Annotated in this window: 22 protein-coding genes; 10 read left to right on the plus strand and 12 right to left on the minus strand. The window is 66.9% G+C overall.

The window, feature by feature from the left end; translation table 11 throughout:
- The first annotated feature begins 6 nt into the window (after positions 1-6).
- From B4L36_RS16180 to ettA, 5 genes are all read left to right on the plus strand, one after another.
- Positions 7-117: a hypothetical protein gene (locus B4L36_RS16180; protein WP_414692182.1), complete on the plus strand. Its 111-nt coding sequence runs from the start codon at positions 7-9 to the stop codon at positions 115-117.
- Positions 114-725 (plus strand): BglII/BstYI family type II restriction endonuclease, encoded by a 612-nt coding sequence (locus tag B4L36_RS12250; protein ID WP_292957618.1) that lies wholly within the window; start codon positions 114-116, stop codon positions 723-725. Before B4L36_RS16180 ends, B4L36_RS12250 begins: the two co-directional genes overlap by 4 nt.
- Positions 709-1347: an MT-A70 family methyltransferase gene (locus tag B4L36_RS12255; protein WP_292957621.1), complete on the plus strand. Its 639-nt coding sequence runs from the start codon at positions 709-711 to the stop codon at positions 1345-1347. Before B4L36_RS12250 ends, B4L36_RS12255 begins: the two co-directional genes overlap by 17 nt.
- Positions 1348-1582: 235 nt before the next feature.
- Positions 1583-2467, plus strand: coding sequence for a sulfotransferase family protein (locus tag B4L36_RS12260; protein ID WP_292957624.1), 885 nt, complete (start codon positions 1583-1585; stop codon positions 2465-2467).
- A gap of 57 nt (positions 2468-2524) precedes the next feature.
- Positions 2525-4180: an energy-dependent translational throttle protein EttA gene (gene ettA / locus B4L36_RS12265; RefSeq protein ID WP_292957627.1), complete on the plus strand. Its 1656-nt coding sequence runs from the start codon at positions 2525-2527 to the stop codon at positions 4178-4180.
- Positions 4181-4314: 134 nt separating this feature from the next.
- Here the strand turns inward: ettA and B4L36_RS12270 are convergent, their stop codons facing one another.
- The 4 genes from B4L36_RS12270 to B4L36_RS12285 are packed head-to-tail and all read right to left on the minus strand — an operon-like array spanning position 4315 to position 7838.
- Positions 4315-5088: an ABC transporter permease gene (locus tag B4L36_RS12270; RefSeq protein WP_292957630.1), complete on the minus strand. Its 774-nt coding sequence runs from the start codon at positions 5086-5088 to the stop codon at positions 4315-4317.
- A complete protein-coding gene (locus B4L36_RS12275) occupies positions 5085-6029 on the minus strand; it encodes an ABC transporter ATP-binding protein (protein WP_292957633.1) in 945 nt (314 codons plus the stop codon). Before B4L36_RS12275 ends, B4L36_RS12270 begins: the two co-directional genes overlap by 4 nt.
- A 25-nt stretch (positions 6030-6054) precedes the next feature.
- On the minus strand, positions 6055-7257 hold the full coding sequence (locus tag B4L36_RS12280) for an MFS transporter (protein ID WP_292957636.1): 1203 nt from the start codon (positions 7255-7257) through the stop codon (positions 6055-6057).
- Complete coding sequence (locus B4L36_RS12285) at positions 7257-7838, minus strand: NADPH-dependent FMN reductase (RefSeq protein WP_292957639.1); 582 nt, start codon at positions 7836-7838, stop codon at positions 7257-7259. Before B4L36_RS12285 ends, B4L36_RS12280 begins: the two co-directional genes overlap by 1 nt.
- Positions 7839-7909: 71 nt before the next feature.
- Here B4L36_RS12285 and soxR point away from each other — a divergent pair, with 71 nt between their 5' ends.
- A complete protein-coding gene (gene soxR / locus B4L36_RS12290; RefSeq protein WP_292957642.1) occupies positions 7910-8389 on the plus strand; it encodes a redox-sensitive transcriptional activator SoxR in 480 nt (159 codons plus the stop codon).
- 257 nt (positions 8390-8646) lie between these two features.
- On the opposite strand, the gene B4L36_RS12295 is transcribed toward soxR, so the two are convergent.
- Positions 8647-9915 carry a 4-aminobutyrate--2-oxoglutarate transaminase gene (locus B4L36_RS12295; protein WP_292957645.1) on the minus strand — a complete coding sequence of 423 codons (1269 nt, stop codon included), beginning with the start codon at positions 9913-9915 and terminating at the stop codon, positions 8647-8649.
- 137 nt (positions 9916-10052) lie between these two features.
- On the opposite strand from B4L36_RS12295, the gene B4L36_RS12300 reads away from it, so the two are divergent.
- Positions 10053-10787: a rhomboid family intramembrane serine protease gene (locus B4L36_RS12300; RefSeq protein WP_292957648.1), complete on the plus strand. Its 735-nt coding sequence runs from the start codon at positions 10053-10055 to the stop codon at positions 10785-10787.
- A gap of 102 nt (positions 10788-10889) precedes the next feature.
- On the plus strand, positions 10890-12062 hold the full coding sequence (locus B4L36_RS12305) for a pyridoxal-phosphate-dependent aminotransferase family protein (RefSeq protein ID WP_292957651.1): 1173 nt from the start codon (positions 10890-10892) through the stop codon (positions 12060-12062).
- Positions 12063-12166: 104 nt separating this feature from the next.
- On the opposite strand, the gene B4L36_RS12310 is transcribed toward B4L36_RS12305, so the two are convergent.
- Positions 12167-12733, minus strand: a complete 567-nt coding sequence (locus B4L36_RS12310) for an RsmD family RNA methyltransferase (protein ID WP_292957654.1) — start codon at positions 12731-12733, stop codon at positions 12167-12169.
- An 85-nt stretch (positions 12734-12818) separates the two neighbouring features.
- The gene (locus B4L36_RS12315) at positions 12819-14021 is read right to left on the minus strand and encodes an NAD(P)/FAD-dependent oxidoreductase (protein WP_292957657.1); all 1203 of its coding nucleotides are present in this window, start codon (positions 14019-14021) and stop codon (positions 12819-12821) included.
- 84 nt (positions 14022-14105) lie between these two features.
- Here B4L36_RS12315 and B4L36_RS12320 point away from each other — a divergent pair, with 84 nt between their 5' ends.
- Both B4L36_RS12320 and B4L36_RS12325 read left to right on the plus strand, forming a co-directional pair.
- Positions 14106-14591 carry a peroxiredoxin gene (locus B4L36_RS12320; RefSeq protein ID WP_292957660.1) on the plus strand — a complete coding sequence of 162 codons (486 nt, stop codon included), beginning with the start codon at positions 14106-14108 and terminating at the stop codon, positions 14589-14591.
- A 9-nt stretch (positions 14592-14600) separates the two neighbouring features.
- Entirely contained in the window at positions 14601-15200 is a 600-nt protein-coding gene (locus tag B4L36_RS12325) for a gamma-glutamylcyclotransferase family protein (RefSeq protein ID WP_292957663.1), read from the plus strand.
- On the opposite strand, the gene B4L36_RS12330 is transcribed toward B4L36_RS12325, so the two are convergent.
- The 5 genes from B4L36_RS12330 to B4L36_RS12350 all read right to left on the minus strand — a co-directional run bounded on the left by B4L36_RS12330 (position 15131) and on the right by B4L36_RS12350 (position 18763).
- Entirely contained in the window at positions 15131-16261 is a 1131-nt protein-coding gene (locus B4L36_RS12330; RefSeq protein ID WP_292957666.1) for a GNAT family N-acetyltransferase, read from the minus strand. The two genes, B4L36_RS12325 and B4L36_RS12330, sit on opposite strands and share 70 nt — an antisense overlap.
- 94 nt (positions 16262-16355) lie before the next feature.
- Positions 16356-17096, minus strand: a complete 741-nt coding sequence (locus tag B4L36_RS12335) for an SDR family oxidoreductase (protein ID WP_292957669.1) — start codon at positions 17094-17096, stop codon at positions 16356-16358.
- Positions 17093-17848: a glycerophosphodiester phosphodiesterase family protein gene (locus B4L36_RS12340; protein ID WP_292957671.1), complete on the minus strand. Its 756-nt coding sequence runs from the start codon at positions 17846-17848 to the stop codon at positions 17093-17095. Before B4L36_RS12340 ends, B4L36_RS12335 begins: the two co-directional genes overlap by 4 nt.
- On the minus strand, positions 17848-18303 hold the full coding sequence (locus tag B4L36_RS12345; protein WP_292957674.1) for a RidA family protein: 456 nt from the start codon (positions 18301-18303) through the stop codon (positions 17848-17850). The genes B4L36_RS12340 and B4L36_RS12345 overlap by 1 nt, the downstream gene beginning before the upstream one ends.
- Positions 18304-18310: 7 nt before the next feature.
- On the minus strand, positions 18311-18763 hold the full coding sequence (locus tag B4L36_RS12350) for a YbjN domain-containing protein (RefSeq protein ID WP_292957677.1): 453 nt from the start codon (positions 18761-18763) through the stop codon (positions 18311-18313).
- Positions 18764-18800 lie beyond the last annotated feature (37 nt).

Here is an 18800-nt window from a genome sequence, read left to right on the forward strand (position 1 = left end):
CCCGAAATCGACGGCAACCTGTTCATCGACCAGGGGTTCGAGGCGCTGTCGCCCGGCGATATCGTCACCGTGACCGTGGACGAGGCCGGCGAATACGACCTGTGGGGTCACATGTGAGCCTGCGCAACCGGCTGCCCGCCTTCATCAGCGATCACTACGAGGTCCATGAATGGCGCCATGCCAGCGCGATCCTGGCCCATGATTTCCCCGACGAATGGCGCGATATCGTCGATGTCCTGACCGCGTTCCGGCTGCGACGCGAATGGATCGAAGTCGGCGGCGGCAACAAGTCGCGCGTCTCGGCCTTCATCGACGGCGCGCTGGCGCGGCGCGGATGGTCCGAACGCCAGTTCCGGACCGGCATCGTCGTGGACGATTCGCTGACCGAAAGCCCCACGCACAAGGTGGACTGCTTCAAGAACGGCATCGGCCTGGAAATCGAATGGAACAACAAGGATCCGTTCTATGACCGTGATCTGAACAATTTCAGGCTGCTCTTCGATCTGCGCGCGCTGAGCGTGGGCGTGATCGTCACCCGATCCGACGCGCTGCAACGAATCTTCAGGACTTTGGGACGAGGATCGTCCTATGGCGAATCGACGACGCATATGTCCAAGCTTCTGCCGCGGATTGAAGGTGGCGGCGGGGCCGGTTGTCCGCTATTGGTATTCGGGATCACCGAAGCACTATATGTAGAAGGGCGAGGCGATGAACAGCGCGAGTGACGATCTTCTGGCGGCAGCCGGATCCACGCGTTTCGGCACCATCCTCGCCGATCCGCCCTGGCAGTTCCAGAACCGCACCGGCAAGATGGCGCCAGAACACAAAAGGCTGTCGCGCTATCCGACCATGACGCTGGACGACATCTGCGATCTGCCGGTCGAGGCCATCGCAGCCGCGCGCGCGCACCTGTATCTGTGGGTTCCGAACGCGCTGCTGCCCGAAGGGCTTCGGGTCATGGATCAATGGGGCTTCAGATACAAAAGCAACCTGATCTGGTACAAGATCCGCAAGGATGGCGGCCCGGACCGTCGCGGGGTCGGCTTCTATTTCCGCAACGTGACCGAAATCCTGCTGTTCGGGGTGCGCGGCAAGGATGTGCGGACATTGGCGGCGGGCCGGTCGCAGGAAAATATCCTCGTCACCCAGAAGCGCGAGCACAGCCGCAAGCCCGACGAACAATACGGTCTGATCGAGGCGTGCAGCTGGGGCCCCCGGCTGGAAATGTTCGCACGCGGTCCGCGCGAGGGCTGGAATGTCTGGGGAAACCAGGCCCAGCAATACGAACCCGACTGGCCGACCTATGCCAACCATTCGCAAAGCAACGTCGTGAAGCTGCGCGAATAGGGGCTTTTGGGAACTGTCTTCTGGCCAGTCGGCATCTTCGGGATCCAGCGCTTCGATCCGCCGTCCCTGTGGCGGCGCCAGCCGGACGTGGCTTTGCCACCCCCGTGGCGCGGGACGCACCGCGCGCGCGCACCGACCCGCATCATCCGGCTGCCGATCACCGGTTTGACGTGCCGGTTCGGCGTCCTATCCTGCGCAGGCGGCCCAGAAGACCGATGACGCCGTTTTGCGGGGGATGCCCTTGATTCAGACGATGATCACCATCAGCCCGGCTTTCGACCCCGACGGCGCCCCGCGCAAGCCCGGCGCCCTGTGCATCGGTGCGCAGAAGGCGGGGACAAGCTGGCTGGCGCAGATGCTGGGCCAGCATCCGCAGGTCTGGATCCCGCCCTTCAAGGAGGTGCAGTATTTCAACCACCGCTTCATCCCCGGACACCGCCGCTGGATCGGCTGGCACTATCGCAACAAGCCGGCCGAGATCCGCGACCGCCATGCCAGACGCGACGTGCCGGTGCCACCGGAACTGGATGCCTATCTGGACGGGCTGACGGCTGGCCGGATGTTTCACAACCAATGGTACAAGCGCGTCTTCTTTCCCGCCCCCGCCCATGCCGTGCCGATGGATTTCACGCCCGAATATTCGACCCTGCCCGAAGACGGCGTGGATTTCGTGGCGGGCTTTCTGAAGAAGGCCAAGATCGTCTACCTGATCCGTCACCCGGTCGACCGCGCCATCTCGCAGCTTCGGATGAATCTTCGGCGCGAAAGGCGCGTGCCCGCGACCAATTCAGACTGGCGGGCCGAGCTGGACAACCCCGTGCTGCTCGATCGCGGCGATTACGCGACCTATCTGCCGCGCTGGCGGGCGCGGTTTCCGCAGATGATGGTGATCCCCTTCGGCCGCATCGCGCGCGAGCCCGACCTGCTGATGGACGAGATCGAGGATTATCTGGGCATCGGCCCCTTCCCCTACATGAACCTGCGCCAGAAGGTCTTTGCCAATCCCGCGGGCCTGCAACCCCCGCCCGAGACGGTCGAGGCGCTGACCGAAAGGCTGGCTCCGCAGATCGACTTTCTCGCCCGCGAGATGGGCTCCGATTTCGTCGACCGGCTGCGCTGACCTTTTCGCCGCCCGCGCTTTGGCCTACATAGCCTGCAAAACCTTCAGGAGATTCCGATGGCGTCCTATCAGTTCGTGTATCACATGGACGGCGTGTCCAAGACCTATGCCGGCGGCAAGAAGGTGTTCGAGAACATCCGCCTGAACTTTCTGCCCGGCGTCAAGATCGGCGTGGTCGGCGTCAATGGCGCCGGCAAATCCACTCTGCTGCGCGTGATGGCCGGTCTGGACAAGGATTTCACCGGCGAGGCCTGGGCCGCGAAGGGCGCGACCGTGGGCTATCTGCCGCAGGAGCCGCAGCTTGACCCGGCGCTGAACGTGCGCGGCAATGTCATGGAAGGTGTGAAGGCCAAGCAGCAGAAGCTGGATCGCTACAACGAACTGGCGATGAACTATTCCGACGAGACGGCCGAGGAAATGGCCGCGTTGCAGGATCAGATCGACGCCGAGGACCTGTGGGATCTGGACAGCCAGATCGACGTCGCGATGGAGGCTTTGCGCTGCCCGCCCGACGATGCCGATGTCGAGACCCTGTCGGGCGGCGAACGGCGCCGCGTCGCGTTGTGCAAGCTGCTGCTGGAAGCACCGGACATGCTGCTTCTGGACGAGCCGACCAACCACCTGGACGCGGAAACCATTGCCTGGCTGCAAAAGCACCTGATCGAATACAAGGGCACGATCCTGATCGTGACGCATGACCGCTATTTCCTCGACGACATCACCGGCTGGATCCTGGAACTGGATCGCGGCCGCGGCATCCCCTACGAGGGCAATTACTCGGCCTGGCTGGAACAGAAGGCCAAGCGGCTGGAACAGGAAGCGCGCGAGGACAAGTCCAAGCAGAAGGTTCTGGAACGCGAACTGGAATGGATTCGCGCCGGCGCCAAGGCCCGTCAGGCCAAGCAGAAGGCCCGGATCAACGCCTATAACGAGATGGCCGGCCAGTCCGAACGCGAGAAACTGTCCCGCGCGCAGATCATCATCCCGAATGGCGAACGCCTGGGCAACAAGGTGATCGAGGTCGACGGCCTCAAGAAGGCCATGGGCGACAAGCTTTTGATCGAGGGGCTGGATTTCAGCCTTCCGCCCGGCGGCATCGTCGGCGTGATCGGCCCGAACGGCGCCGGCAAATCGACCCTGTTCCGGATGCTGACCGGGCAGGAACAGCCCGATGACGGCGAAATCACCTATGGCGACACGGTGCACCTGTCCTATGTCGATCAGTCCCGCGACGCGCTGGAAGCCGGCAAGACCGTGTGGGAGGAAATTTCCGGCGGTGCCGAACAGATCGTTCTGGGCGACGCGCAGATGAACAGCCGCGCCTATTGCAGCGCCTTCAACTTCAAGGGCGGCGACCAGCAGAAGAAGGTCGGCCAGCTGTCGGGCGGGGAACGCAACCGCGTCCACATGGCCAAGCTGCTGAAATCGGGCGGCAACGTGCTGCTGCTGGACGAACCGACCAACGATCTGGACGTCGAGACGCTTCAGGCGCTGGAAGCCGCGTTGGAAGATTTTGCCGGCTGCGCGGTGATCATCAGCCACGACCGCTTCTTCCTCGATCGCCTCTGCACCCATATCCTGGCCTTCGAGGGCGATGCCCATGTCGAATGGTTCGAAGGCAATTTCGAGGCCTATGAACAGGACAAGGTGCGCAGGCTGGGACCGGACAGTATCGAGCCGAAGCGGGTGAAATACAAGAAGTTCACCCGCTAACCCGCCACGCTGGCCACCAATCCGGCGGCCGGCCCGGATGCCGGTTCAGAAAACGCGGCCGCGCCCGACCGCAGGCGGGCGCGGATGTGGCTGTGCCAGACATGTGGTCGGGCGGCCCGCCACCGCGCCGATGCCTATTCCCGCAGCCGCCAGCCGGTCGCGAAGATCCAGCGGATGATGGCAAAGCAGATCACCACCATGACCGCCACCGCGACCAGCGACACGCCGACGGGCACATCGGCCAGCCCGAAGAAGGCCCAGCGAAAGCCCGAGATCAGGTAGAGAACCGGATTCAGCTTGGCCACCGCCTCCCAGAAGGGCGGCAGCATCGAGGCCGAATAGAAGGCGCCGCCCAAAAACACCAGGGGCGTGATGACCATCAGCGGGATCAGTTGCAACTGCTCGAACGACCGGGCCCAAAGCCCGATGATGAAGCCCAGCAACGAAAAGCCAAGCGCGGTCAGGAACAGGAAGGCCATCATCCAGAACGGATGCAGGATATGAACGCCCACGAAGAAGAAACTGGTCGCCAGGATCACCAGCGCGATCAGCATCGCCTTGACCGCGGCCGCGCCGACAAAACCCGCCGTCACCTCGATCCAGCCGACGGGCGAGACCAGATATTCGTAGATCGTGCCCGAGAATTTCGGGAAATAGATCCCGAAACTGGCATTGCTGACCGATTGCTGAAGAATCGTCAGCATCATCAGGCCGGGCACGATGAAGGCGCCGTAGGGCACGCCCTCGACCGACTGGATACGTCCGCCGATCGCCGCGCCGAAGACCACGAAATACAGCGTCGTCGAGATCACCGGCGACAGCATCGACTGCATGATGGTGCGGAAGAATCGCATCATCTCGTGATGGAAGATCGCCCAGATGCCGGGCCAGTTGACGGCCGGGCTCATGCCGCGTCCTCCGCTTTCCTGTCCTCGTTGACCAGCGTCATGAACACCTCTTCAAGGCTGGATTGCCGGGTCGAGACATCGCGCACCGTCACGCCCTCGCCGGCCAGATCGCCCAGCAGGCGCGCAATGCCCGTGCGCTCGGCCCGCGTGTCGTAATCATAGCGGATCGCGCGCCCGTCTTCGGACAGAACCAGACCGCGATCCGCGACCGATTTCGGAACCGCCGTCAGCGGCGCATCCAGTTCGATGGTCAGGGATTTCCTGCCGAACTCGCCCATCAGGTCGTCCTTGGGCTTCATCAGCAGCAATTCGCCCCGATTGATGACACCGATGCGGTCGGCCATCTCCTCGGCCTCTTCCAGATAATGCGTGGTCAGGATGATGGTCACGCCGTCGCGGCGCAGCCCTTCGACGACCTGCCACATCTCGCGGCGCAGGGCCACATCGACCCCCGCCGTCGGTTCGTCCAGAAACAGCACCCTGGGCTGATGCGACAGCGCCTTGGCGATCAGCACCCGCCGCTTCATCCCGCCCGACAATTCGCGCGTCATCGCGGCGCGCTTGTCCCACAGGGCCAGCGACCGCAGCACCTGTTCCAGATAGGCATCGTCGGGCCCCGCGCCATACAGGCCGCGCGTGAATCGCACCGTGTTCCAGACCGTCTCGAACGGCTCCAGCGCGATTTCCTGCGGGACCAGCCCGATCAGCCGCCGCGCGGCGCGCCAATCGGTGCGGATGTCGTGGCCGCCGACGCGGACGGTGCCGCCCGTAGGCACGACCAGCCCGCAGATGATCGAGATCAGCGTCGTCTTGCCTGCCCCGTTCGGGCCCAGCAGGGCCACGATCTCGCCCTCGGCAATCTCCATGCTGACGCCTTGCAGCGCCGTGGTGCCGCTGCCGTATTGCTTCGACAGATCGTCGATTTCGATGATATTCGTCATCCCTCGTTTCCTTGTCCTTCGGCCGTCAGTTCGCCCGCACCGGCCGGGCCGCACCGCCGCCCTGTCGCCGCAACGTGATGGTCAGCAGCACCGCCAGCGCGACAAAGGCGATCGCGCCCACGCGAAACGTGCCCGAATAGCCCAGATGGGCGACCAGCGGCTGAGATGCCAGAGGCGACAGGAACTGACCCAGAAAAATCGCCGCCGTCATCAGCCCCGAGATCAGCCCGCGATGCCGCGCGGGCGTCACGTTCAGCGCCGTGGTGATGAAGGTCGGCATGCAAAAGCCCAGCCCCGCGCCGATCAGCCCGGTCGAGATCATCTCGGCCGGCAGCGAATGTTCGGCCGTCAGCCCCGCAAATCCGGTCGCCAGCAACAGATACCCCGTCACCGGCGTCCCGATCCGCCCCAGCCGGGGCCGCACCAGCCCCGAGACGATCGAGGCTATGGCCGCGGCCAGCATCATCGCCCCCATCGCCGCCCCGGCGCTGGTCGGATCGGTCAGACCCATCGCGTTCAGCTGATAGGGCAGTTGCGTCGGGATCGCGTAGAAGATCACGAAGGTCAGCATCGCCGCGCCCGCCATCACCGCGACCACGCCCTGCCAGCCCGGCTCGGCCCCGGTCAGATGCGGTCCGCTGACGGGTCTGCCATCGGCCGCGCGCGCCGGCTCGGGCAGGATCGCCGACAGGATCGGCAGCAGCAGCCCGGCCAGCCCGTAGATCGCAAAGGGCAGGCGCGCGTCCTGGGCGGCCAGCACGCCCGCCACGCTGACAAAGACCAGTCCGCCCAGATTGGTCGCGGCGATCTGATAGCCCATCAGCCGCCCACGCGCCGGACCTTCGAAATAATCGCCGACCAGCGCGGCCTGCGACGTCATGATCGACGCCACCCCCAGGCCCAGCACCAGGCGGCTGACCAGAATGGCCTCGATCGAATCCAGATACAGCCCTGCGGTTCCCGCCACGGTATAGATCACCATGCCCACCAGCAGCGGCTTGCGCCGCCCCAGCCGGTCGGTAAGGCTGCCGGCGAAAGGCGCGACGATGGCGACCAGCAGCGAGGGCGCGGTGATCAGCAGACGGGTCAGCGTCGCGGCCCGGGGGTCGTCGGCAAAGCGCGCCTCGAGCCCCGGCAGCGAGGGGGTGATCGTGGCGTTGGACATGATGGTCAGCATCGCGGCCATCATCAGCCCCCATGCGCGGGGGTCCTTCAGAAGCCGGTCCATCACCCCTCCTCCGGATCATAGGGTCGTCCTTCGCGCGCCACGGCCAGCGCGTCGGCCCACCAGTCCAGCCGATGCGCGAAGACGGCCATCGCCGCCTCGACCGCCGCCGCGTCCTCGGGGTCGGCGATCCGCCCCGCTTCGTCGATCCTCCGCCAGGGCGAGACGAAACTGACCGTATCGCGCAGGGTCACGGTGTGCAGTTCGGCCAGGATGATGCGCAGCGCCTCGATCGCGCGCAGCCCGCCCGACATGCCGCCATAGCTGATCAGCCCCACGGGCCGTGCGAACCAGCCCGGCCCCGAGGAATCGATCAGCGTCTTCAGCGGCCCCGGCTCGGCGTGATTGTATTCCGGCGTGACGATGACGAAACCGTCCAGCCCCTGCATCCGCTGGTGCAGGCTGCCGATCGCCGCCTTGTCGCCGATCTGCACCGGCAGCAGGCCGGGATCGGCCGGGTCGATCAGCCGCGTGGCAAAACCGTGCCGCTCAAGCTGGCCGGTGACCCAACGCGCGACGCGATCATTCACCCGACCCTCGCGGATCGAGCCCAGGATCACGCCGATGATCTTCTGTCGTCCCATGCCTGTTCCTTGCCATTTGCGTTGCAGGATGCGACCCTAGCGCCTGAACCTTGGTTGAGGACAAGGACAAAATGTCCCGCAAAATCAATTCGTCACAATCGTCTCTGCCGAACAGCCTTCCCGTCGGCGCGCTGTCCCGGCGCAGTGGAATCCCCGTCTCGGCGATCCGTTTCTATGAACGCGAGGGGCTTTTGACAGCCTCCCGCAACGCGATCGGCCATCGTCGCTATGGCCGCGCCAGCCTTCGGATCCTGGCGATCATCAAGGCCGGTCAGCAGGCCGGGATCCCGCTGGCCGAAATCCGCACCGCTCTGGGTCCGGCCGTCAATGGCCTGCCGCTGGATCGCGACCGGTGGCGCCGGATCTCCGAGGGCTGGCGCGCCGATCTGGACCGCCGCATCCACCTGTTGCAGAACGTCCGGGACCGGCTTTCCGACTGCATCGGCTGCGGCTGTCTGTCGCACGAGTTGTGCGCCATGATCAACCCGGCCGACACCGCCGCCGACCGCGGCCCCGGAGCGCCCGGCCTTGCCGGCCCGGAGATTGCATGACCCGATATAGGGCCGGCTGTCGCCGTGGCAAGGTCGGCATGGCGGCGTCCATCCCCTCGGTCCGGCCGGTCACGGCGATTGGCCCATTGCCGCGGCGGTGATGGGGGGCCGGTCTCCGGGGGTTCGGGCGCAGTCCCGATCCCCGGCGTCGCCGCGGCCCGCGTGGTGCATAGCCCGAGCCGCCCCGCTGCACCCGCTGCCCGTGCCCCGCATCTGGCGGGATTTCCGGAATCAGCACCGCGCGTCCGTTGCGGGTCCTATTCCCGCGCCGCGATCAAGCTGGCCTCGATCACATCCAGCGCCTCCTCGAAGACCGCGTCCGGGATGGTCAGCGGGGCCAGGAACCGGATCACATTGCCATGCACCCCGCAGGTCAGCAGGATCAGGCCGCGATCCAGCGCCTCGCTCCGCACCCGGTTGGCAAAGTCGGGATGCGGTGAATCGCTGCCGGGCAGGTTGAACTCGACCGCGTTCATGAAGCCCGGGCCGCGTATATCCGCGATCTCGGGCACCTCGTCGCGCAGAGCCGCCAGCCGCTGCTTCAGCCGTTGGCCCAGCCGCACGGCCCGGTCGCACAGATCCTCGTCCTCGATCACGTCCAGCACCGCATGAGCGGCCGCGACGGCCAGCGGATTGCCTGCATAGGTGCCGCCCAGACCGCCGGGATTGGGGCTGTCCATCACCTCGGCCCGGCCGGTCACGGCGCTGATCGGCAGCCCGCCGCCAAGCCCCTTTGCCATCGTCACCAGATCGGCCGCGACGCCATGATGGTCCATCGCGAACAGCTTGCCGGTCCGCGCAAAGCCGGTCTGCACCTCGTCCGCGATCAGCAGCATTCCGTATTTGTCGCACAGCCCGCGCAATTCGGCCATGAAGCCCTGCGGCGCCTCGTAGAATCCCCCCTCGCCCTGCACCGGCTCGATGATGATCGCGGCCACCCGCTCGGGCTCCAGATCGGCCTTGAACAGACCGGTCAGGGCGCGCAGCGCATCCTCGGCCGTGACTCCGTGCAGCGGGTTGGGAAAGGGCAGGTGCCAGATATCGGGCATCATCGGCCCGAAGCCGGCCTTGTAGGGCTGAACCTTTCCGGTCAGCGCCATACCCATGAAGGTGCGCCCGTGAAACCCGCCCGCGAAGCTGATGATCCCCGGCCGCTGCGTATGGTGCCGCGCGATCTTGACCGCGTTTTCGACCGCTTCGGCGCCGGTCGTGGCGAAGATGGTCTTCTTGTCGAAATCGCCGGGAACGAGGCTGTTCAGCCTCTCGGCCAGCGCGACATAATTCTCGTAGGGGACGACCTGATGGCAGGTATGGGTAAAGCGGTCCAGTTGGGCACGAACCGCCTCGATCACTCTGGGATGGCGATGGCCGGTATTGACCACCGCGATGCCCGCGGCAAAGTCGATATAGCGATTGCCGTCCTTGTCCCAGATCTCGGCATTTTCGGCCCGTTCGGCATAGATCTGTGTGGTCATGCCGACACCACGAGAGATGGCGGCGTTCCTGCGGTCGGTCATGCTGGTCATGAAAGCTCTCCGGAAAGGCGTGTCCGGCACCTGTCTAGCGCGCCGCGCAGCGCCGCGACAGGGAAAGCTTGCAGCCTCCCGCGCACCGGGCGAACATGGCCCCGACCAGGGCCGGACCAAGGCCCCCGCGAGGCACGATGTTTCCGATCCGCGACCATAATCCCTCGCAGAGGACACCCTATGTCACCTATGCGCTGATCGCGGCGAATATCGTGATGTATCTGATGACGCTGCCCGGGGTTCCGGGCGGGGAATGGCTGTGGGCGCGGCTGGCGCTGTATCCGCTGGCGGTGGTGAACGGACAACTTCTGTGGGGTCTGTTGACCCACATGTTCCTGCATGCCGGGTTGCTGCATGTCGGCGGCAACATGCTGTTCCTGTGGGTTTTCGGGGACAATCTGGAGGACCAGATGGGCCATCGCGGCTTTCTGGCCTTCTACCTTGCGGCCGGCCTGGCGGCGGCGGCGGGACAGATCGCCGCTGCGCCCTTCTCGCCGGTGCCGATGGTGGGGGCTTCGGGCGCGATCGCGGGGGTGATGGGCGGCTATCTGCTGCTGTTTCCGCGGGCCAGGATCGATGTCATCGCCATCTTCATCATCTTCTTCAAGATCTTCACCGTGCCGGCCTGGCTGGTCCTGGGCGCCTGGTTCGCGCTGCAGGTGTTCGGCGGTTTCACCGTTGCAGGCGATGGCGGCGGCGTCGCCTACTGGGCCCATTCCGGGGGCTTCATCGCCGGAATCGTGCTGGCGCTGCCGCTGTTCCTGCGCCGCGGGGGCCCGCGCTTCTGGTCGCGCCACCATGGCCGACCGCCGCACCCGGCGGCCGATTATGCGCCCAGCCGCATCCCCCAGGTCCCGCGCCGGTTCCGCTGAGGCCTGGTGCCGCGACGCCAATGTCCCCCGCGATGCGAGGCTGGTTGACTGCACGCGCGCCGCATCCTACCGAATTCTGCACATCGTGAAGGATCCGCCACCATGAGCCTCGCCGCCGGTCATCCCGCCATCGCCATTCCCGGCCCCTCGCCGCTGCCCGACCGCGTGATGCGCGCCGCGCACCGCGCCTCGCCCGACATCTACGGCGACGATCTGGCGCAACTGAACCTGCGTGTCATGGCCCAGCTGAAGCGCCTCGCCGGCACCTCGGCCCATCTGGCGCCCTATATCGGCAACGGTCATGCCGGCTGGGAGGCCGCCGCGATCAACATGTTCGCACCGGGCGATCGGGCGCTGGTGCTGACCTCGGGTCATTTCGGCCGGTCATGGGCCGAGCTTCTGACCCAGCTTGGCGTCGAGGTCGAGCGGCTGGATTTCGGCAACGCCCCGCCCGAGGCCGAGCGGCTGGCGCAGCGTCTGGCCGAAGACGGCGAGGGCCGTATCCGCGCGGTGCTGGTCTGCCAGACCGACACGGCCAGCGCCACCACCGCCGACATTCCCGCGCTGCGCGCGGCGATGGGCGATCACCCGGCGCTGCTGGCCGTCGATGCGATCGCCTCGCTGGGCTGCGCGCCGATGATGATGGACGATTGGGGCGTGGATGTGCTGATTGCGGCCAGCCAGAAAGGGATGATGACGATGCCCGGCATGGCCTTCGTCTGGTTTTCGGACAAGGCGGCGGCGCGGGGCAAAGGCCCGCGGGTCACGCCCTACTGGGACTGGCACACGCGCGCCGGGGCCGATGCCCTGTGGCGCTTCTGGGGCGGCACACCGCCGGTCCAGCATCTCTTTGCGCTGGACGAGGCGCTGCGCATGATTCTGGATGAAGAGGGGCTGATCGCGACATGGGCCCGCCATGCGGCGCTGGCCCGGGCGGTCTGGGCCGCGGCCGAGGCCTGGGGCGAGGACGGTTGCGGGATCTGCCTGTCGGTCGGCGACCCGATGGCGCGGGCGGCCTCGGTCACGGCCATGACGGTGCCGGGGGCGGATGATCTGCGCGAGTGGCTGTCCCAGCAATGCGGCGTGACGCTGGGCATCGGACTGGGCGCGGCGCAGCCCCGGAACGCGCTGCGCGTGGCGCATATGGGCCACGCCAACGCGGCCACGATCATGGGCGTTCTCGGCTGCATGGAGGCCGGCATGACGGCGCTGGACATCGCGCACGGGCCGGGTGCGCTGGAAGCCGCAGCCCGCGTCATCGCCGAACCGGCCTGACCGGGCGAAGCGCGCGCGGACAGGGCGGGGCGATATCCCCACAGCCGCGACGACCCCGCGACGACTCCGCGACGGGCGGTCGCGGCTTGCTGCCTTGGCGGATTTCAGCCTTCCGGCAATCGCGCCAGCGTCACCCATGTATCGCCATATCGACGCTGATCGATCCGGACCAGCGGCGCAGGCACGATCGGTCCGCGCGCCTCTTCCCAGGCGATCATCGCCCCCGGGGCGATCCAGCCGCCCTGCAGCGCCGAAGCGATGGCAGCTTCGCCCAGGCCGGCACCATAGGGCGGGTCCAGAAAGATCATCCCGAACGGCCGGTCCGGGACGGGGCCCAGCCGCGTGGCATCGCGCCGCCACAGGTCGGTCACGTCCTTCGCCCGCGCCCGTTCCACGTTCGCCCGGATCAGCGCCCGCGCCGTCATGCCGTCATCGACAAAGCTCACCCGCGCTGCGCCGCGCGACAGCGCCTCCAGCCCCAGGGCGCCGGTGCCCGCGAACAGATCCAGCACCCGCGCGCCGGGCAGCGGATTGCCATGGCTGCCGTTGATCAGCAGGTTGAAGATCGCCTCGCGCACCCGGTCGGTGGTCGGTCTCAGATGCGCCGCCGCATCGCCCGCGCCCAGTTCGGCCAGTTTCAGGCCGCGCAGCGTGCCGCCGACGATCCTCACCCGACGGGCCGCCCTGCGGTGGCGTCAAGCCCGGGCCAGAGGCACCGCCCCCCCGCCCCTGCAGGCGCAACGGCGTTGCGGGGGCTCATGACAGAAGCGCCTTCAGGTCGGCGGCATCGGCAATGGCGTCCGGATCGGGCGATCTGCCCGCCTCGATCAGGCGCTTGCCGATCATGTAGGCGCGGGCGTCGTTCAGCGCATCCACCGCAATCAGGCGGTCCGCGCGAAAATACCAGACCGAGCCGCCATGCGCGCCATCGCCCTGACGGGTCACGATCCGGTCGTAGCCGGTGCCCAGACCCGCAATCTGCAGCTTGGCGTCGAACTGGTCGGACCAGAACCACGGTTTGGGCTGATAGGGCCGGTCCGCGCCCCGCATGTTGTCGGCGACGGCCTCGGCCATGTCGATGGCGCCGCCGACACTTTCCAGCCGCGCGCGCCCGCCCTGCCACGGAAAGCTGGCGCAATCGCCCGCCGCCCAGATCGCCGGATCCGATGTGCGGCCCTGTTCGTCGGCCGCGATGCCATTGTCGATCCTCAGCCCCGCCGCCTCGGCCAGGGCCGTTTCAGGGGCCACGCCGATTCCCGTCACCACGATATCGGCCGGCAGTTCGCGCCCGTCGGCAAGACTGACCCCGGTGGCGCGCGGCTCGCCCAGGATGCGTTCTATCGCGATGTCTTCCAGGATCTTCACGTCATGGGCATGGTGCAGCTCGCGGATCAACTTTGCCGTCTCGGGGGCCGCGACGCGGCCCAGGATGCGCGGCGCGGCCTCGATCAGCGTGACCTGCAATCCCAGCTTTCGGGCGACCGCGGCGGCCTCCAGCCCGATATAGCCGCCGCCGATCACGATCAGCCGGCGGTCCGGCTGCATGGCAGGGGCCAGCGCATCGACATCGGCCAATGTGCGAATGACGTGAACCCCCGGAAGATGACCGCCCATCGAGGCCGGCAGCCGGCGCGGGACCGCGCCCAGCGTCAGCGCCAGCGCGTCATAGGCAAGACGGCCGCGATCCGACACGACCTCGCGCGCGGTGCGGTCGATGGCGGTGACCGTCTCGCCGAGGCGCAGGTCGATCCCCTGATCCTGCCACCATTCGGGGCCGCGCAGCACCAGCCGATCCAATCCCATCTGACCCAGCAGATAGGCCTTGGACAGAGGCGGGCGCTGATAGGGCGCCACGGGTTCGGCACCCAGCACCGTCAGCGGCCCGTCATGGCCCTGCGCGCGCAGCCGCGCCGCCATCGAGGCAGCCGCCTGCCCCGCGCCGACAATCACGATCCGCATCCCCTACCCTTCCGGCTGCTGGCCAGTCATCGGGGCACAGCCTATAGTCACGCCGAATCCGTTGCAATTCATGGAGTAGGCGCGATGAGCATCCAGACCGGTCAGACATTCCCCCAAGGCAGCCTGCTGCGCGTGGGCGAGAAAGGCCCCGAATCGGTTTCCACCGCCGAACTGGCCGAGGGCCGCGTCGCCCTGTTCGGCCTGCCCGGCGCCTTTACCGGCACCTGCACCAACGCGCATATGCCCAGCTTCGTGCGCACCGCGCCCAAATTCCGCGAAAAGGGCATCGACCGGATCGTCTGCCTGACCGTCAACGATCCCTTCGTCGCCAAGGCGTGGTCCGATGCAACCGGCGCGGCCGAAGCCGGGATCGAGGTTCTGGCCGACGCCGATGGCAGCGTCACCAAGGCGCTCGGCCTGGATTTCGACGCTCCGCCCGCAGGCTTTTACGGCCGCTGCAAACGGTTTGCCGCGCTTTTGCGGGACGGCAATGTCGAGGCGATCGACATCGAGGACGCGCCCGGACAATGCAGCGTCAGCGCCGGCGAGTCGCTGCTGGAAAAGGTCTGATCGGCGATCATGGGCGGGATCCTGTATTTCGCCTATGGCTCCAACATGCTGTCGGCGCGGCTGAGGGCGCGCTGTCCCTCGGCCCGGCTGCTGGGACCGGCATGGGCGGAAGGTCATTGCGTCCGCTTCGAGAAGCGCGGCATGGACGGGTCCGGCAAGGCGGCGCTGATCGCCGCGGACCCGGACAAGGCGGCTGGGGTTCTCTACGCGATGGAGTCTGCCGATCTGGCCGCGCTGGACCGGTTCGAGGGCGCGGGACACGGTTATGACCGCGTCGAGGATGTCACGATCCGCCACGGGAACCGGCCGGCGCGGGCAATGACCTATCTGGCCTGCGACCCGCAGCCCGGCCTCGTTCCCTTCGACTGGTATCTGGCGCTGATCCTGGCGGGCGCGCGGCAGCACGGATTTGCCGCGAGCTACCTGAACAGGCTGGGCGGGCATCCGTGGCAGGCCGACCCGGACCCCGACCGGCCGGGGCGACGGGCCGCCTTGCAGGCACTGGTCGCGCATGGCCATGCGGATCCGGCCGCCCTGCTTCAGCCCCTGCGGAACGGGGTCCAGTCGGCCAGCGCCGCGATCTCGCCGCCCATCGCCTCGCGTTCCTGATCCAGATAATCGGCCAGGGCGCGCAGGAATCCCTCATCCGCGACCCAGTGCAGCGAATGGATCGGCACCGGCTCGTATCCCCGCGCCAGCTTGTGTTCGCCCTGCGCGCCGGCCTCGACACGCGACAGGCCATGGGCAATCGCGTGGTCGATGGCCTGATGGTAGCACAGTTCGAAATGCAGGAAGGCGTGGTCTTCGACGCAGCCCCAGTAGCGGCCATAGACGGCATCGGGCCCCAGGAAATTCAGCGCCCCCGCGATCGCGCGGCCGTCGCTTTCGGCCATGACCAGCAGGATTTCGTCGCGCATCGTGTCGTGGATGCGGTCGAAGAAGGCGCGGGTCAGGTAGGGCGTGCCCCATTTGCGCCCGCCGGTATCCTGATAGAAGGCCCAGAAGGCGTCCCAGTGATGCGGTTTCAGATCGTCGCCGGTCAGATGGACGATGCGGCCGCCGAATTCCTGCGCCCGCTGGCGTTCCTTGCGCAACGCCTTGCGCTTGCGTGACGACAGCGCGGCCAGGAAATCGTCATAGCTGCCGTAGCCGCGGTTGAGCCAGTGAAACTGCTGCGTGACGCGCGGCAGAAAGCCTGCGGCTTCGCCCAGTTCGGCCTCGGCCTCGGTGCAGAAGGTGACGTGGACGCCGGATGCCCCGCCACGTTCGGCGATCTGGGTCATGCCCGCCAGCAGCGCCTGACGCACGCCCGGATCGGGCGACAGAAGCCGCGTGCCGGTGGCGGGCGTGAAGGGCACGGCGCATTGCAGCTTGGGATAATAGCGCCCGCCCGCCCGCGCATAGGCCTGCGCCCAGGCATGATCGAAGATATATTCGCCCTGACTATGCGATTTGGCGTAAAGCGGCGCCGCACCGACGATCTGGCCGTCGCGTTCGACGGTCAGATGCAAGGGCTGCCAGCCGCTGCCCGTCCCGACCGAGCGCGACGATTCCAGCGCCGACAGGAAGCGGTGACTGGTAAAGGGGTTGCCGTCGCCAAGCCGGTCCCATGTCGCGGCAGGGATCTGGACGATGGCCGCATGGGTGGTGAGGGTAAGGGGCGCGCTCATGCCCCCGAAGCTAGGGCTTCCCGCGCGGCTTGTCAGCGGGGCGCGCGATCACAAGCCGCGTGATCGTGCGCGGGTGCCTGCGGCGCGGGCAGCTTCAGCGTCCGCCGCTGACATCCAGGATCGCGCCGCTGACGTAGCGGGCGGCATCGCTGGCCAGCCAGATGATCGCCTCGGCCACCTCGTCGGCGCTGCCGGGCCTGCCCATCGGAATGCTGCCGGCCAGCCGCGTGGCGCGGTCAGGGATGCCGCTATCGGCCTGCATCTCGGTCTCGATCAGGCCGGGGCGGATGGCGTTGACGCGCACATTCCGCGGTCCCAGTTCCTTCGCCAGTCCAAGGGTCAGCGTGTCGATGGCGCCCTTGCTGGCGGCATAGTCGACAAATTCGCCGGGCGAGCCCAGACGCGCCGCGGCCGAAGACATCAGCGTCAGAGATGTCGTGACCCCGTCCTCGCGCGGCAGCCGGCGCGCCGCCTCGCGCGCCACCAGAAGCGCGCCCAGCAGGTTCACCCGGACCATCCGTTCCAGCCGATCGGGCGTGGTCTGGGCCAGCGCCATCGCCGGCGCCACGATGCCCGCATTGGCGACCACCGCGTCCAGTCCGCCAAACGCCGCCTCGGCCCGGTCGAAGATGCGCGCCACATCATCCGCCTGGGCGACATCGGCTTGCAGCGCGATGGCCCGGCCGCCGGCCTTTTCAACGGCCACGACGACGTCGTCGGCCGCATCCCGCCGGTCGCGATAGTTCACCCCCACCGACCAGCCCCGCGCCCCGGCCATCAGCGCCGCCGCGCGACCGATGCCGCGCGAGGCGCCGGTGATCAGGATGCGCGTCACCTTGCCGCCTCGTAGCCCTCGAAGGTGATGTTGTCGGCGATGCGGCGGGCCACGGCCTCTTCTTCGGGCGACTTGATCGTCCAGCACAGGATCGGCACGCCCTGCGCCTTCAGCGCATCGACGCGCGGATTGCCCAGATCGTTCTTGTCATGCGAGATGAAGGACGCCCCGCTGCGGTCGAAATCATCTATGTCGGCCAGGTGGATGCGGGTCTCGGCGTCCAGCATAGGCCATCCCGCCTTGTCATAGCCGCAGGTGGTCAGGCCCACGGGGATGTCCGGCGCGATGTCATGGAAGGCCGCGACGGTATGCGGGTTGAACGACATCACCGCAACGGCCCCCTCGTATCCCGCCAGAGCCGATGCGACACGGGCGTGCAATTCGCCGATATTCGGACCCATGCGACCGTCCTGATCCTTGATCTCGATCAGCAACGGCACGCGGCCATCGACCAGTTTCAGGAAATCGGCCAGCGACGGGATGGCCTGATCGCTGTCCAGCAGGCGCATTTCGGCCAGTGTCTCGGGATCGAGATCGACGATATAGCCTTCGTCCCCGGCCATCCGCGACAGGTCGTAATCGTGAAACACCATCGGCGCGCCTCCCGCGACCGGCTGGATGTCCAGTTCGATCCCGTAGCCCTGTTCGATCGCGGCCTCGGCCGCTGCAAGGCTGTTTTCGGGGCGGCCGGGACCATGCAATCCGCGATGGGCGATCGGCGTGTCCAGAAAGGCGCGAGGCAGCATGGCCATCATTTCACCTCGAAGATGGCTTCGATCTCGACCGCGACGCCGAAGGGCAGCGAGGGCGCCGAGACGGCGGCGCGGGCATGGCGGCCGGCATCGCCAAAGACTTCGACCATCAGATCGGAACAGCCGTTGATCACCTTGGGCTGGTCGCCGAAATCCGGCGTCGAATTGACGAAACCGGTCAGCTTGACCACGCGCGATACCCGGTCCAGATCGCCGATGGCCGATTTCAGCTGTGCGATCAGCGCAAGGCCACAGCGGCGGGCGGCGGCGGCGCCGTCCTCCACCGACAGGCCGTCGCCCAGCCTGCCCTTGATCATGCCTTTCTCGCCGGCGCTGATCTGACCCGAGACGAAGATCAGGTTGCCCGTCCGCACGAAGGGAACGTAATTCGCAGCCGGGGCCGGCGCGTCGGGAAGGGTGATGCCTTTTTCGGCCAGTGTCGCTTCGATGCTCATCTCGTCCTCACCAGTTCATGTAGTTGCGGAAATCGGCCAGCATCGAGCCCCAATTGTCAAGAATGTCGGCAAAGGTCCGCTTTCCGATCCCCGTCCCCGACAGCATCACATCCATCGCGACAAAGGGGTTGCCGGCATCGTCCAGATAGACGCGACCAAAGCGGAATTCCCGGTTCCAGGCATTGATCGCGGCCATGTCGGCCGGCGCGCCCTCGCTGAAGCCGGCGACGAACTGGACCGAATCGCAGGGTCCGGGGTCGCAATCGTAGAAATAGATGCTGAACTTGTTGCCATCGGCCGAGGTCGTCAGCCGCGGCGCGCCGTAATCGTCCTTGCCGCGGATCACCGTCATGCCGCGATCCTGCAGGATGTTCTGGATCTGGCCGGCATCGGCTTTCACCTGTGCCGCCGCAGGCAGCGCGATCAGGCAGGCGAAGGTAGCGGCAGGAATGCGGCGCATCGGGGCCTCCTTGGCAGGCTCTGGCGGCACCCTAGCG

Source organism: Paracoccus sp. UBA889 (assembly GCA_002294185.1).
In the GTDB taxonomy this organism is placed as follows: domain Bacteria; phylum Pseudomonadota; class Alphaproteobacteria; order Rhodobacterales; family Rhodobacteraceae; genus Paracoccus.

Coding starts and splice junctions, on each gene's coding strand:
- B4L36_RS12255 (WP_292957621.1), top strand. CDS start 709: ATGAACAGCGCGAGTGACGATCTTCTGGCGGCAGCCGGATCCACGCGT.
- B4L36_RS12260 (WP_292957624.1), top strand. CDS start 1,583: ATGCCCTTGATTCAGACGATGATCACCATCAGCCCGGCTTTCGACCCC.
- ettA (WP_292957627.1), top strand. CDS start 2,525: ATGGCGTCCTATCAGTTCGTGTATCACATGGACGGCGTGTCCAAGACC.
- B4L36_RS12270 (WP_292957630.1), bottom strand. CDS start 5,088: ATGAGCCCGGCCGTCAACTGGCCCGGCATCTGGGCGATCTTCCATCAC.
- B4L36_RS12275 (WP_292957633.1), bottom strand. CDS start 6,029: ATGACGAATATCATCGAAATCGACGATCTGTCGAAGCAATACGGCAGC.
- B4L36_RS12280 (WP_292957636.1), bottom strand. CDS start 7,257: ATGGACCGGCTTCTGAAGGACCCCCGCGCATGGGGGCTGATGATGGCC.
- B4L36_RS12285 (WP_292957639.1), bottom strand. CDS start 7,838: ATGGGACGACAGAAGATCATCGGCGTGATCCTGGGCTCGATCCGCGAG.
- soxR (WP_292957642.1), top strand. CDS start 7,910: ATGTCCCGCAAAATCAATTCGTCACAATCGTCTCTGCCGAACAGCCTT.
- B4L36_RS12295 (WP_292957645.1), bottom strand. CDS start 9,915: ATGACCAGCATGACCGACCGCAGGAACGCCGCCATCTCTCGTGGTGTC.
- B4L36_RS12300 (WP_292957648.1), top strand. CDS start 10,053: ATGTTTCCGATCCGCGACCATAATCCCTCGCAGAGGACACCCTATGTC.
- B4L36_RS12305 (WP_292957651.1), top strand. CDS start 10,890: ATGAGCCTCGCCGCCGGTCATCCCGCCATCGCCATTCCCGGCCCCTCG.
- B4L36_RS12315 (WP_292957657.1), bottom strand. CDS start 14,021: ATGCGGATCGTGATTGTCGGCGCGGGGCAGGCGGCTGCCTCGATGGCG.
- B4L36_RS12320 (WP_292957660.1), top strand. CDS start 14,106: ATGAGCATCCAGACCGGTCAGACATTCCCCCAAGGCAGCCTGCTGCGC.
- B4L36_RS12325 (WP_292957663.1), top strand. CDS start 14,601: ATGGGCGGGATCCTGTATTTCGCCTATGGCTCCAACATGCTGTCGGCG.
- B4L36_RS12330 (WP_292957666.1), bottom strand. CDS start 16,261: ATGAGCGCGCCCCTTACCCTCACCACCCATGCGGCCATCGTCCAGATC.
- B4L36_RS12340 (WP_292957671.1), bottom strand. CDS start 17,848: ATGGCCATGCTGCCTCGCGCCTTTCTGGACACGCCGATCGCCCATCGC.
- B4L36_RS12345 (WP_292957674.1), bottom strand. CDS start 18,303: ATGAGCATCGAAGCGACACTGGCCGAAAAAGGCATCACCCTTCCCGAC.
- B4L36_RS12350 (WP_292957677.1), bottom strand. CDS start 18,763: ATGCGCCGCATTCCTGCCGCTACCTTCGCCTGCCTGATCGCGCTGCCT.